The 13,597-nt window shown below is 62.9% G+C and carries 12 protein-coding genes; 6 read left to right on the top strand and 6 right to left on the bottom strand.

Annotated elements, in window-relative coordinates; genetic code table 11:
• Nucleotides 1-35: 35 nt before the first annotated feature.
• The 5 genes from gap (at nucleotide 36) to ACX80C_RS01020 (ending at nucleotide 3,914) form a co-directional block, all read left to right on the top strand.
• Nucleotides 36-1,046, top strand: coding sequence for a type I glyceraldehyde-3-phosphate dehydrogenase (gap, locus tag ACX80C_RS01040; protein WP_459324372.1), 1,011 nt, complete (start codon nucleotides 36-38; stop codon nucleotides 1,044-1,046).
• A 6-nt stretch (nucleotides 1,047-1,052) separates the two neighbouring features.
• Nucleotides 1,053-2,300, top strand: coding sequence for a phosphoglycerate kinase (locus ACX80C_RS01035; protein ID WP_459324371.1), 1,248 nt, complete (start codon nucleotides 1,053-1,055; stop codon nucleotides 2,298-2,300).
• 36 nt (nucleotides 2,301-2,336) lie between these two features.
• On the top strand, nucleotides 2,337-3,152 hold the full coding sequence (tpiA, locus tag ACX80C_RS01030) for a triose-phosphate isomerase (protein WP_459324370.1): 816 nt from the start codon (nucleotides 2,337-2,339) through the stop codon (nucleotides 3,150-3,152).
• Nucleotides 3,153-3,171: 19 nt separating this feature from the next.
• Entirely contained in the window at nucleotides 3,172-3,423 is a 252-nt protein-coding gene (gene secG / locus ACX80C_RS01025; protein ID WP_167992815.1) for a preprotein translocase subunit SecG, read from the top strand.
• Between the two features lie 116 nt (nucleotides 3,424-3,539).
• Nucleotides 3,540-3,914, top strand: a complete 375-nt coding sequence (locus ACX80C_RS01020) for an RNA polymerase-binding protein RbpA (RefSeq protein WP_459324369.1) — start codon at nucleotides 3,540-3,542, stop codon at nucleotides 3,912-3,914.
• A 26-nt stretch (nucleotides 3,915-3,940) separates the two neighbouring features.
• Here the strand turns inward: ACX80C_RS01020 and pgl are convergent, their stop codons facing one another.
• From pgl to tkt, 6 genes are read right to left on the bottom strand one after another with little or no spacing between them, the layout of a single operon-like run.
• The gene (gene pgl / locus ACX80C_RS01015; RefSeq protein WP_459324368.1) at nucleotides 3,941-4,771 is read right to left on the bottom strand and encodes a 6-phosphogluconolactonase; all 831 of its coding nucleotides are present in this window, start codon (nucleotides 4,769-4,771) and stop codon (nucleotides 3,941-3,943) included.
• A complete protein-coding gene (locus ACX80C_RS01010; protein WP_459324367.1) occupies nucleotides 4,761-5,702 on the bottom strand; it encodes a glucose-6-phosphate dehydrogenase assembly protein OpcA in 942 nt (313 codons plus the stop codon). Before ACX80C_RS01010 ends, pgl begins: the two co-directional genes overlap by 11 nt.
• On the bottom strand, nucleotides 5,699-7,240 hold the full coding sequence (zwf, locus tag ACX80C_RS01005; protein WP_459324366.1) for a glucose-6-phosphate dehydrogenase: 1,542 nt from the start codon (nucleotides 7,238-7,240) through the stop codon (nucleotides 5,699-5,701). The genes ACX80C_RS01010 and zwf overlap by 4 nt, the downstream gene beginning before the upstream one ends.
• Nucleotides 7,240-8,877: a glucose-6-phosphate isomerase gene (locus ACX80C_RS01000; protein WP_459324365.1), complete on the bottom strand. Its 1,638-nt coding sequence runs from the start codon at nucleotides 8,875-8,877 to the stop codon at nucleotides 7,240-7,242. Before ACX80C_RS01000 ends, zwf begins: the two co-directional genes overlap by 1 nt.
• A gap of 6 nt (nucleotides 8,878-8,883) precedes the next feature.
• Nucleotides 8,884-9,996, bottom strand: coding sequence for a transaldolase (tal, locus tag ACX80C_RS00995; protein WP_459324364.1), 1,113 nt, complete (start codon nucleotides 9,994-9,996; stop codon nucleotides 8,884-8,886).
• A gap of 47 nt (nucleotides 9,997-10,043) precedes the next feature.
• Entirely contained in the window at nucleotides 10,044-12,215 is a 2,172-nt protein-coding gene (gene tkt / locus ACX80C_RS00990) for a transketolase (RefSeq protein WP_459324614.1), read from the bottom strand.
• 405 nt (nucleotides 12,216-12,620) lie between these two features.
• Between tkt and ACX80C_RS00985 the strand changes: the two genes are divergently transcribed.
• Complete coding sequence (locus tag ACX80C_RS00985; protein ID WP_459324363.1) at nucleotides 12,621-13,571, top strand: heme o synthase; 951 nt, start codon at nucleotides 12,621-12,623, stop codon at nucleotides 13,569-13,571.
• The last annotated feature ends 26 nt before the right edge of the window (nucleotides 13,572-13,597 follow it).

Genomic DNA, 13,597 nt, shown 5'->3' with positions numbered 1-13,597 from the left:
CGCCGGCAACAACCCCTATCAAGGAGATAGCAACAGTGACTACTCGTGTAGGAATCAATGGGTTCGGCCGCATTGGACGCAACTACTTCCGCGCAGCCCTGGAACAGGGCGCTGATCTTGAGATCGTCGCAGTCAATGACCTCACAAGTCCCGAAACCCTGGCGCACCTATTGAAGTACGACTCCGTCACGGGCCGCTTGGCCGCAAGCGTGGAAGTTGCCGACGGCGCCCTGGTTGTTGATGGAAAGACCATCAAGGTGCTAGCCGAGCGTGATCCCGCGAACCTGCCCTGGGGAGAGCTGGGCGTGGACATCGTGGTCGAGTCCACCGGCTTCTTCACCAAAGCCTCAGATGCGCAGAAGCACATCGACGCCGGTGCCAGGAAAGTGCTCATTTCCGCTCCGGCGTCGGATGAAGACATCACAATTGTCCTCGGTGTCAACGACGATCTCTACGATCCCGAGAACCACAACATCATCTCCAATGCTTCCTGCACTACCAACTGCCTCGGGCCCCTCGCGAAGGTCCTGAACGACAGCTTTGGAATCGAGCGTGGCCTGATGACCACGATCCACGCCTACACTGCGGACCAGAACCTGCAGGACGGTCCACACAAGGACCTCCGCCGTGCGCGCGCAGCAGCCATCAACATGGTCCCCACGTCCACCGGAGCCGCCAAGGCGATCGGCCTCGTGCTGCCCGAGTTGAAGGGCAAGCTGGACGGCTATGCCATCCGTGTTCCCGTCCCCACCGGTTCAGCCACCGACCTCACGGTAACGGTGGGCCGGGAGGTCTCCGCCGAAGAAGTCAACGCCGCCTACAAGTCCGCAGCAGCCGACGGTGTACTCAAGGGCTACCTCACGTACACCGAAGCGCCGATCGTTTCCTCCGACATCACCACCGATCCCGCTTCGTGTATCTTTGACGCCGGGCTGACCAAGGTCATCGGCAACCAGGTGAAGGTTGTGGGCTGGTATGACAACGAGTGGGGCTACTCCAACAGGCTGGTAGACCTCACCGAGCTCGTCGCCGCCAAGCTCTCCTAGGCGAACATGGGATTTGCATCGCTGGATGAATTGCTGGCTGACGGCGTCAGCGGAAGGCGTGTTCTGGTCCGGTCGGACCTGAACGTCCCTCTCGACAGTGACGTGCCAAACCTGCGGGTAACGGACGACGGCCGGATCCGCGCATCGCTTCCCGTTCTGGAGAAGCTCACGCAGGCCGGCGCGAGCGTGATTGTTCTCGCACACCTCGGCCGTCCCAAGGGAGCTCCGGAGGAGAAGTACTCGCTGAAACCCGCTGTGGACCGCCTGGCGGAGCTTGCGGAGTTCAACGTGACGCTTGCCGGAGACGTCACGGGCGGCAGTGCCCGCGAACACGCGGCGGCTCTCGTTGGCGGCGAAGTCCTCGTACTGGAGAATGTGCGCTTCGATGCACGGGAAACCAGCAAGGACGACGCCGAGCGTGGACTGTTTGCGGACGAGTTGGCACAGCTGGCCGGCCCGGACGGTGCCTATGTCGACGACGCTTTCGGGGCAGTCCACCGGAAGCATGCGAGCGTGTATGACATCGCGCACCGTCTGCCCGCCTACCAGGGTGACCTTGTGAAGGCGGAGGTGGATGTGCTGCAGCGCCTCACCAAGGAGCCTGAGCGGCCATTCGTGGTGGTTCTCGGCGGTTCGAAGGTGTCGGACAAGCTGGCCGTCATCGAGAACCTGATCGGTACCGCTGACCGTTTGCTGATCGGCGGCGGCATGGTGTTCACTTTCCTTGCTGCCCAGGGGCACCCGGTAGGGTCCAGTCTGCTCGAGAAAGACCAATTGGACACTGTCCGCGGCTACCTCGCCCGTGCGGCGGAAGCCGGCACCGAGATTGTTCTGCCAACCGACATCGTGGTTGCGGAGAAGTTCGCTCCTGACGCCGCTCATGAAAGGGTGACCGCGGAACGGATGGAGACTACCCGCTTCGGCGGCTCCGGTATTGGGCTGGATATCGGACCTGACTCCGGGGCACTCTTCGCCGGGCACATTTCCAGTGCCCGGACGGTGTTCTGGAACGGGCCTATGGGAGTCTTCGAATTCGATGCTTTTGCAACGGGGACGCGTGCGGTTGCCCAGGCCCTGGCGAAGGCAACTGCTTCGGGCGCTCTCACCGTAGTCGGCGGAGGAGACTCCGCAGCAGCGGTTCGTGCGCTCGGCTTCGATGAAGCCAGCTTCGGGCATATTTCCACCGGCGGCGGAGCGAGCCTGGAATACCTGGAAGGCAAGGAACTTCCTGGGCTAACAGCCCTGCAGCGCTGACAACCCACTGGCACCACCATTAGAACTGGAGCACGAATGACCTCCTCGACGAACGGTAAGTTTGACCGCCGTCCGCTGATCGCCGGCAACTGGAAGATGAATCTCGATCACGTCCAGGGCATCACACTCCTGCAGAAGCTTGCATGGACGCTTGACGATGCCAACCATGACTACGGTCGCGTTGAAGTGGCGGTTTTCCCGCCGTTCACCGATCTGCGTGGAGTTCAGACTCTGGTCAAAGGCGATGACCTTCACGTGGTGTATGGGGGCCAGGATCTCTCACCGCATGATTCCGGTGCCTATACCGGGGATATCTCCGGCCAGTTCCTGGAGAAATTGGGCTGCACCTACGCCCTCGTCGGGCACTCCGAGCGCAGGATGATCCACCAGGAAAGTGACGAGGTGCTGAACCAAAAGGTGCAGGCAGCTTACCGGCACAATCTCGTTCCCGTTCTCTGTGTTGGAGAAGGGCTTGAGACCCGACAGTCCGGCCGGCACGTGGAGCACAGCCTCGACCAGCTGCGGCAAGGGGTCCGCGGTCTCAGCGCCGATCAGGCCGCCGAGCTGGTAGTCGCATATGAACCGGTATGGGCTATTGGCACCGGGGAAGTGGCCGGGCCCGAAGACGCCCAGGAAATGTGTGCTGCCATTCGGGCCGAGCTCGCCTCGCTGTTTGATGACTCCGTAGCGGCCCGTACCCGGCTTCTCTACGGCGGTTCCGTGAAGGCGTCAAACGCCGCCTCCATCCTGAAGGAGCGCGACGTCGACGGCGTGCTGGTCGGTGGAGCGAGTCTTGACGTGTCCGAGTTTGCTAACATTGTCAGGTTCGAGCACCATCTGGTGACCGACTAGGTCACACTGAAAGGTCACTGTGGAAATTCTCCGTATCATTCTGTTGGTACTGCTGGGCATCACCAGCCTGCTGCTCACGCTGCTGATCCTGCTCCATAAGGGGCGCGGCGGCGGCATGTCCGATATGTTCGGCGGCGGTATGACCACCAGCATGGGATCCTCCGGTGTCGCTGAGCGAAATCTCAACCGCTTCACGGTCGCGCTCGGTTTGGCCTGGGGTGTCGTAATCATCGCCCTCGGGCTGATCCAGCGTTTTTCCGGCGACTCCTGACCCAGCGCTTAACAGGGTCGGAATCCGCACCCGATCCAAGCCATCTGAGCGTCACCACCGTTAGGCGTACACTGAACCTCATCGCAGGTCGTGTGCGGTACTGATGGGAGTAATCCATGGTGAACGCGGGACACGCTTTTAAGGGCACAAGAATAGGCACCGAGTACAGTTCGGGAGCGTCGGGCAGGCACCTCGATGCCGAGAGGAAGGCCGCCTCGGTCGACCGGATCGTGGTCAGCTACTGGTGCATGGAAGGTCATGAAACCAGGCCGACTTTCGCAAAGCTCAGCGATCCGGAAATTCCGGAAGTCTGGGAGTGCGGTCGGTGTGGCCGCCCCGCAGGCAGATCACCGGGCGTGGACCTGAGTATCGACGGTGACGAGCCCTTCAAGAGCCACTTGCAGTACGCGAAGGAGCGGCGGACAGAAGCCGAAGCGATGAAGGTCCTCGAAGACGCGCTCCGGCAACTTCGGGAGCGGCACGCCCTATAAGGGCAGGTCAGGCTAGCCGACTGGTGTTAGCGTTCAGGGTTCCCTGAACCCTCTTCGGAGGCGTCTTCCGAACCGATCAGCCGCCCCGGCAGCTGACTGGCAGCTTCCTGATCAACCAGCCACAGAGTCTTTTTATGGCCACGTGCGCCCGCAGCCGGAACCTGTACCGGGCCTGCACCTGCCAGGGCCAGCCCGACTGCGCCGGCCTTATCCTGCCCGGCCACTCCCAGCCAGATTTCCTCGGCCGAGTTGATCGCCTCAAGAGTAAGACTGACACGTTCGGACGGCGGTTTCGGTGAACCGGTGACGCCGATTACGGTCTGCCCTTTGGCGCGGATACCCGCCATTTCCGGGAACAGCGAAGCGATATGAGCGTCAGGCCCTACCCCGAGGAGAAGTACGTCGAAACGGGGCAGGCGTGGGTCGCGAAGCTCAACCTCTGCTGCGGCATCCTTGTCCGCGGCTTCCTGGAGCTTTCTGGCGTAGTCGGCCGCGGCATCGTCCTGGCTCTCGAAGTCCCCGGCCGCACCGAACTCGTGGACACGATTCGGGGAAATCTTCAGCTCATCAAGAAGGGCAGCACGTGCCTGCACGGCGTTCCGTTCGGAGTGATCAAAAGGGAGGAATCGCTCGTCTCCCCACCAAAAATCAACCGCATTCCAGTTGACCGCCGAACGAGCGGGGGATTCGGCCACGGCACGCAAAGCACCGATACCCAGCGTTCCGCCCGTCAGCACCACAGTGGCAGTACCCCGCTCGTTCTGGATATCCACGAGGCGGGTGATCAGACGCGCCGCGACTGACGCAGCCAGCAGGCCGGAATCGGGATGGACACTGACTTTCGGTTCAGCGTTCACTGGTTCGTACGCTCCTTAGGTTCGTCCGTGCGAGCCCTTCGGTGATGACCTCCCCGAACACATCGTCCGGGTCCAGCCTCCGCAGCTCCTCCGCCAGACAGTCTTGCAGGCTGCGACGTGGCAGGGAAATTCGTTGCACCGGCTGATCCGGCTGATAGAGCTCGGCAACGGAGCGGTGGGGTCGGTTCAACTCGACGTCGCCCGTTGCTCGGCTGAGCCTGACCCGGTGCAGTCCGGTCCCTGGCGGCCCGGCCGCGATGGTGACAGGCGTATTCAGGGCCAGCGTAAGCCACGCGGCAAGCAGCACAGTACTGGGGGAGTCTGATGCACCTTCCACAGTGACCGAGGTGATCGGCGAACCATCCAGCTGTTCCATCACCGCCGCCAGTTGGATGCGCCAGTTGGTCAGGCGGGTCCAGGCAAGGTCAGTATCGCCGGCCGCGTATGTCCGGCGGATGTTGAACAGTGCCGCCGTCGGATCTGACTCGTTGGCGGAATCAGTGATCCTGCGGTGGGCGATGCTTCCGATCGAGGTACGCGACGCGGCTTCCGGGACACCATGCGGCCACCAGGCCACGATCGGCGCATCGGGCAACAGGAGAGCCGAGACAAGCGACTCACTTTCGCTCGCGAGCTGTCCGTAGCCCTTGAGGACGATCACTTCCGAAGCTCCGGCGTCACCGCCTACCCGGATTTGTGCATCCAGGCGCGTCTGCTCCGTCGCGGCTCCCTCAGCCAGGACTATTATGCGGCATGGGTGCTCGCGGCTGGCCTCATTCGCCGCGAGGATCGCCTCCTCCTCATGACCGGATCGTGTGATGACGACGAGGGTGAGTACACGCCCAAGGGCAACAACGCCGCCCTTGTCGCGCATGGTCATGATTTCCTTGGAAACCTTCGATGTTGTTGTATCGGGAAGATCGACGATCATGGCCGCCTCCAAGTCCTTCCGTCGCGTTCCAGCAGTTCATCAGCCGATGCCGGACCCCAGCTGCCGGGAACGTACTTTTCCGGGGCGGACGCCAGTGTTGCCCAGTACTCCTCGAACGGATCGAGAATCTTCCACGACAGTTCCACTTCCTGGTGACGCGGGAAGAGCGGCGGCTCGCCGAGTAGTACGTCGAGGATGAGCCGCTCGTATGCTTCCGGACTGGATTCGGTGAACGAGTGGCCGTACCCGAAGTCCATGGTGACGTCGCGTACTTCCATCTGCGTGCCTGGAACCTTTGATCCGAAGCGGATGGTCGCTCCCTCATCCGGCTGAACACGAATGACGACTGCGTTCTGTCCGAAGTCGCCCTCGCCGTGGTCGCGGAATAGGAGGTTCGGTGCGCGCTTGAAGACGACGGCGATCTCCGTCACCCTGCGTCCCAGGCGCTTTCCCGCGCGCAGGTAGAACGGTACGCCGCTCCACCGCCTGGTATTGATATCGAGCCGAATGGCCGCGTAGGTCTCCGTGGTGGACCGGGCCGGAATGCCGTCCTCGTCGAGAAAGGCGTTGACCAGCTCGCCGCCTTGCCAACCGCCGTCGTACTGGCCGCGGGCGGAGTGGGTTGAGAGGTCCTCAGGCAGCTTGACTGCCGCGAGTACCTTCTCTTTCTCCGCGCGCAGGTCCTCGGCATTGAAGGAGATCGGCTCCTCCATGGCCGTCAGTGCAAGCAGCTGCAGCAGATGGTTCTGAATGACGTCGCGGGCCGCGCCAACGCCGTCGTAATAGCCGGCTCGCCCTCCAATGCCGATGTCCTCGGCCATGGTGATCTGGACATGGTCAACATAGTTTGCGTTCCAAAGCGGCTCAAAGAGCTGATTCGCGAACCGGAGCGCAAGGATATTCTGGACCGTTTCCTTGCCCAGATAGTGATCAATCCTGAACACCGCGTCCGGTGGAAAGACCTGTTCGACGATGCTGTTGAGCTCGCGCGCCGATTCCAGGTTGTGTCCGAAGGGCTTCTCGATCACAACCCGGCGCCACTTACCCTCTTCGGCCTGCGCGAGGCCGTGCTCAGAGAGTTTCTGACAGACGAGTTCGAACGCCTTGGGCGGGATGGACAGGTAGAACGCGTGATTGCCGCGGGTTCCCCTGGTGGCGTCGAGTTCTTCGACGGTCTTCTTGAGCTCGACGAAGGCGTCGTCGTCGTCGAAGTTGCCCTGCACAAAGCGGATACCGGCGGACAGTTGCTCCCAGACGGTGTCGTTGAATGGCGTGCGCGCATACTGCTTCACCGAAGAGCGGACCTCCTCCGCAAACTGCTCATCGCTCCAGTCGCGTCGGCCGAAGCCAACGAGCGCGAAACTCGGTGGAAGCAGTCCGCGGTTCGCGAGATCATACACAGCCGGCATGAGCTTCTTGCGGGCGAGGTCGCCCGTCACACCGAACAGGACAAGCGATGACGGACCTGCGATCCGGTTGAGCCGCCGGTCCCTTGGATCTCGGAGGGGATTCCTGCTTCTGCTGTTGTTCTCCGGCATTACCCGTTTCCGTCTTTAGCTGCAGTACCGGACAGGTGTTCAATGACCTCGCGCAACTGCTTCACGCCGGCAGCACGATCGGCGAGGTGCAGGCGCAGCACCGGGCGTCCGGCATCCTCAAGGACCTGGGCGTCTCCTGCAGCCTGTGCGGAAATGAGCTCGCCGAAGGTGAACGGCCTTTCCGGGATGGAAAGATCCTCCTGCGGAGCGCCTGTGATCTGGAGATAGGCACCGACCGCAGAGCCGCCTTTGTGGAATTGGCCGGTCGAGTGAAGGAATCGCGGACCCCAACCGAAGGTCACCGGGCGTCCGGTTGTCCTTGCGAGCTCCGGACGGATTTCCGCCAGCGCAGCTTCACCGATTCGGTCGAGGTACGCCTGAACAGCCAAGTAACCGCCCGGCTCCAACGCGCCGAACAGCGCCTCAAGCGCTTCGCCCAGCGTGCGCGCTGTTCCGAGCAGCGTCGCACCGCCACGAACCTCGACGGCGCCGTCAACGAAGTTCGGCGCCGCGGCTTCCGGTTGGGCATCAAGGAGCCCGCGGGCTGCCTTCTTCGCTGCTTCAACGTCGGGCTGGTCGAACGGGTTGATTCCGAGAAGTCGGCCGGCCACGGCGGTCGCGAACTCCCACACCAGCAGGTGGCTCCCGAGGCTTCCTCCGACGGCTACAGCGTCACCAACCGGTTCCGCGTTCGCGTCCGGCGAGACCAGGTGCACAGCGAGGACGTCGGAAGCGCCCGAGGACAGCTCTGGTGCATTCTGTTCTACGACTACGGGAAGCACACCGGTTCCAAGCTTCCCGGTGGACTCGGCAATGAGTTGCTCCACCCAGTCACCGAGTCCGGCAATGCCGGAACCCTCGTCTACGAAGACGATTTTGTCGCGGAGCGGGAGGGTCGCGCCCAGTACCGCCCCGAGGCGGAGACCGACGTTGCCGGGGTCGTCATCGCCGAGGAACTCACTGATCGACTCGGCGTCGTCGAGCAACGCCGAGATGTCCGCACCGGCAAGGCCGGAAGGAACCAGACCGAAGGCGGTGAGGGCCGAATAACGGCCGCCGACGTTCGGGTCGGCGTTGAACACAGCCCGATAGCCGGCCGCGCGCGCAGACTCATCCAGCGGTGAACCGGGATCGGTCACGATAATGATGCGGCTGCGCGCGTCTACGCCCGCGTCGGTGAAGGCCTGCTCGAAGATCCGCCGCTGGGAATCTGTCTCCACGGTGGAACCGGACTTCGACGAAACCACGATTGCCGTTGTTTCCAGCCGGTCGGCGAGCACCTTAACGATCTGGTCCGGATCGGTTGAATCCAGGACCGTAAGTTCCACCCCGGCAGTCCGGGTGATGACCTCGGGCGCGAGCGAGGATCCGCCCATGCCGCACAGCACCAGGTGATTCACGCCGTCGGCTGAGAGGTCGGTGCGGAGCCGCTCAATGGAAGGCAGCAAGGCGCGGGAGGCTTCGATCAGGTCAACCCAGCCGAGCCGGATCGCTGCTTCCTCTTCTGCTTCGGGGCCCCAGAGTGTTTGGTCCCTGGCCATGATGCGCGAGGCCACCTGATCCTGTACGAGCTCAGGGGTAGCACGTTCAATTGCTTCGGCGGCCGCCCCGGATGCGTTGACGTAGAGGGTTGCCATGGACGCCTAGCCCTTCGCCGATTCGAGCGCCGTGTTGACGGTTTCCAGAAGCTCTTTCCAGCTGACAACGAACTTGTCTAGGCCCTCTTCCTCGAGCAGCTCGACAACCTCCTTGTAGGAGATCCCGAGGTTCTCGAGGCGGTTCAGGAGTTCGTTCGACTCGTCGTACGCGCCGGTTACGGTGTCCCCGGTGACCTCGCCGTGGTCAGCGGTGGCCTCAAGTGTCTTTTCCGGCATGGTATTCACAACGCCGTCAGCGACCAGGCCGGTTACGTACAGGGTGTCGGGGTATGCGGGATCCTTCACACCGGTCGAAGCCCAGAGTGGACGCTGCGGGCGGGCACCCCCGGCGGCAAGAACCTGCCACCGCTCAGAGCTGAACGCTTCCTCATACACCTGGTAGGCGAGGCGCGCATTTGCCAGACCTGCCTTGCCGCGCAGTCCCGCAGCCTCGTCGGTGCTGAGGGCATCCAGGCGCTTGTCGATCTCGGCATCCACCCGCGAAACAAAGAACGAGGCAACGGAATGGATAGTTGAGAGGTCGTGGCCGTTCTCCTTTGCCTGCTCGAGCCCGAGCATGAAGGCGTTGATCACGGCACGGTAGCGTTCGAGCGAGAAGATCAGCGTGACGTTGACGCTGATCCCCGCGGCGAGAGTTGTCGAGATGGCCTCAAGACCCTCAACCGTTGCCGGGATCTTGATGTGGACGTTGGTGCGTTCGACCGCGTCGAAGAGACGGCGTGCCTCCGCGATTGTGCCCTGGGTGTCGCGGGCAAGTCGTGGATCGACCTCGATCGAAACCCTGCCGTCAACGCCTCCGGTCTTCTCGGCAACCGGCGCGAAGACGTCGCACGCCTGCGCCACGTCGGTGGTCGTGATCTCGAAAACTGCGGTGTCGACGTCGGCCCCGGCGGCAGCGAGCTGCTTCACCTGGGCTGAGTAGGACTCGCCGTTCTTCAGGGCTGCTGCGAAGATGCTCGGGTTCGTGGTGACGCCGACGACGTCGCGCTCGGTGATGAGCGCCTTCAGGGTGCCTGAGGTGATCCGCTCGCGGGAGAGGTCGTCCAGCCAGATGGACACGCCGGCGTCAGAAAGGGCCGCGGTGGGGGTGGGAGTCATTGGTTTTTCTCCTTGAACCAGGTGGATTGTGCTGATCTGTGGGCGGACTACCGGCGGTCGCCGGTGGTGGAAGCTGACGCTCCGGCGGCCGCTGAGGTGCCGTCCGGGGCGTTGCGCGTGTCGGCTGCCGCAATGGAGTCCCGTGCTGCCTCGACCACTGCCTCCGCAGTGATGCCGAACTCCCTGAACAGGGTCTTGTAGTCGGCCGAAGCGCCGAAGTGCTCCAGCGAGACGGACCTGCCGGCGTCGCCGACCAGTTCACGCCAGCCCTGCGCCACGCCGGCCTCGACCGAGACGCGGGCGCGGATGTTCGAGGGAAGTACCGCTTCGCGGTAAGACTCGTCCTGCTGGTTGAACCACTCCAGACAGGGCAGCGATACTACGCGCGCTGCGATGCCTTCCTTCTGCAGTGCGGAGCGGGCCTGGACTGCCAACTGGACTTCGGAGCCCGTCGCGATCAGGATCACGTCGGGTTCGCCGTCGGGAGCTTCCGCAAGCACATAGCCACCCTGCGCAACACCGTCCGCCGACCCAAAAGTCTCACCTGTCGCCTGGCCCTGTCCGCGTTCCCAGGTAGGAATATTCTGCCGGGTGAGCACGATGCCTGCCGGATTCGACGTGTTCTCCAGGATGGTTCGCCACGCCACGGCGACCTCATTCGCGTCACCTGGGCGGACGACGTCGAGCCCTGGAATGGCGCGCAAGGACGCCAGCTGCTCCACCGGCTGGTGGGTGGGACCGTCTTCACCGAGCCCGATGGAATCGTGGGTCCAGACATAGATTGCGGGGACGCCCATGAGCGCGCCCAGCCGGATCGCCGGACGCTGGTAGTCGCTGAAGATAAGGAACGTGCCGGAAAAGGCCCGCGTGCTGCTGTGCATCACGATGCCGTTGACGATGGCAGCTGCCGCATGTTCGCGAATACCGAAGTGCAGCACCCGGCCGTAGGGGTTGCCGGCCCACGCTTCAGTCTGCTTGGACGCGGGGACGAACGACGGCGATCCTTCAATAGTGGTGTTATTCGACTCGGCGAGATCCGCGGAGCCACCCCAGAGTTCGGGAAGCACCGGGCCGATGGCGCTCAGGACCTTGCCCGAGGCCGCACGGGTGGACACGTCCTTGCCTGCCTCGAACGCGGGAAGGCTGGCTTCCCATCCTTGAGGCAATTCGCGGGCAGCGATGCGCTCCAGTGTGGCCGCGCTGTCCGGATTGGCCTGCTTCCAGGCGTCGAAGCCCTCTTCCCAGGCGCTGTGGGTTTCCCGCCCGCGGTCAACGACCTTGCGTGCGTGAGCGAGCACTTCATCGTCCACCTGGAAGTGCTTCTCCGGGTCGAGACCAAGGATTTCCTTCAGTGCAGCCACTTCGTCCTTGCCGAGAGCGGAGCCGTGGATCTTGCCGGTGTTCTGCTTGTTCGGGGCCGGCCAACCGATAATGGTGCGCAGGGATACGATCGACGGCCGCGACGTTTCAGCTTTTGCTGCAGTCAGGGCGCGGTACAATTCCGCAACGTCCTCGACGTACTCGCCGGTCTTGGTCCAGTCGACGCGCTGGGTGTGCCAGCCGTAAGCCTCGTAGCGCTTCAGCACGTCCTCGGTGAACGCGATGTCGGTGTTGTCTTCGATCGAAATGTGGTTCTCGTCGTAAAGAACAACGAGGTTGCCCAGTTCCTGGTGTCCGGCGAGGGACGAGGCTTCCGAGGTGACGCCTTCCTGCAGGTCGCCGTCGGACGCTATAACCCACACGGTGTGGTCGAACGGACTCTGTCCCTCGGGCGCTTCGGGATCGAATAGTCCGCGCATCCGGCGCTGGGCGTACGCGAAACCGACAGAGGACGCCAGTCCCTGTCCAAGCGGTCCCGTGGTGATCTCGACACCGGCGGTGTGGCGGTATTCCGGGTGGCCGGGAGTCTTCGAGCCCCAGGTGCGCAGGGCCTTCAGGTCATCAAGCTCAAGGCCGTAGCCGGAAAGGAAGAGCTGAACATAAAGGGTGAGCGACGTGTGCCCGGGGGAGAGCACGAAGCGGTCCCGTCCGGTCCACTCCGGGTCCGTAGGATCATGCCGCATGAGTTTCTGAAAGATCAGGTACGCGGCGGGAGCCAGGCTCATGGCCGTACCCGGGTGCCCGTTCCCCACTTTCTCCACGGCGTCCGCCGCGAGTACGCGGACGGCATCAACCGCGCGGTCGTCCAGTTCGTTCCAGTCCAGTTCCTGCTTTTCCAGCTGTGGCACGTTTACCGGGCCCCTCTCTTTACGTCACGGCCAGCGCCGCGGCGCCGAGTGAGGCTGCGCTGCGGAGGCCAAAGTCCCCGAGGCCAGCCGGCCGTTCACCGTTGAAAACTTGAATACTGTTGCGTCTGACCCAGACTAGATCCCCATGCGCGCAACGGATTGAAGCAAACATCCATCGGCACGGGCGTGATCCAGGCGATACATGCAACCTTAGCGCTTTCAGTCCGGAATGGGCTGTGGCCGACAGATTGTGAAGGGTCACACAACGAAACGAAATGAGCCCGGACGATTCCGGTGCAGGTGGCCGCGCTTCTTCTACGCGCTGTAAAAGTGGCGGTGGATGCGGGTATGATGGCGAAGGACTTTATCCTCACTTCAGAAGCAGAGCATCCTCCAGTGAACATCGACCAAGCCGCAGCCGCGCCCAGCGTGCATCAGGCCGGCAGTGGCCTTTCCCGCAAGCTACGGGCATACCTGGCGCTGACCAAACCGCGGGTCATTGAGCTGCTTCTGGTGACAACCCTGCCCACGATGATCTTTGCGCAGGGCGGCTTTCCATCGCTGGGTCTTGTACTGGCAACCATGGTGGGCGGGGCTTTCGCGGCGGGCAGCGCAGGGGCATTCAACTGCTACATCGACCGCGATATTGACAAGGTCATGCACCGCACCGGGAACCGGCCGCTCGTGACCGGGGAGGTCACACCCCGGGAGGCACTGGTTTTCGCCTGGGCACTCGGTGTTGCCGCCGTCGTCATTCTTTGGTTCGGCGCAAACCCGCTCGCAGCATGGCTGGGCGTGGCCGCAATCTTCTTCTACGTCGTCGTCTATACGCTCATTCTGAAGCGCCGTACAGCGCAGAACATCGTGTGGGGTGGGGCGGCAGGTTGCATGCCCGTGCTGATCGCCTGGGCCGCTGTGACCGAAACAGTGCAGTGGCCGGCTGTCGTACTCTTCCTGGTGATCTTCCTGTGGACGCCACCGCATTACTGGCCGCTGTCCATGAAGTACAGCGAGGATTACAACGCGGCGAACGTGCCCATGCTGGGAGCGATCGCCGGGGCATCAGTAGTGTCAGTCCAGGTTGTTCTGTACGCGTGGGCAACGGTGGTCTGTTCGCTGTTGCTTGTTCCCGTCGGTGGTGCGGGGTGGGTATACACAGTTGCGGCTGTTGCCGGCGGCGGCTGGTTCCTCCTCGAATCGCACAAGCTGCACGCTGCTGCACGATCCGGTGCGGTCACCGGAAAGGTAGCCATGAAGGTCTTCCACGGATCCATCAGCTACCTGACGGTACTTTTCCTCGCGCTCGCCATTGACCCATTCGTAGGCGGACCTATTTTCGGCGCATAGCTCGCTTGCCGACCACCTAGGATTGT

The organism is Arthrobacter tecti (assembly GCF_054511355.1).
Note: the sequence above shows the minus strand (reverse complement) of the source record. Positions and strands in the feature narration are given on the sequence as shown.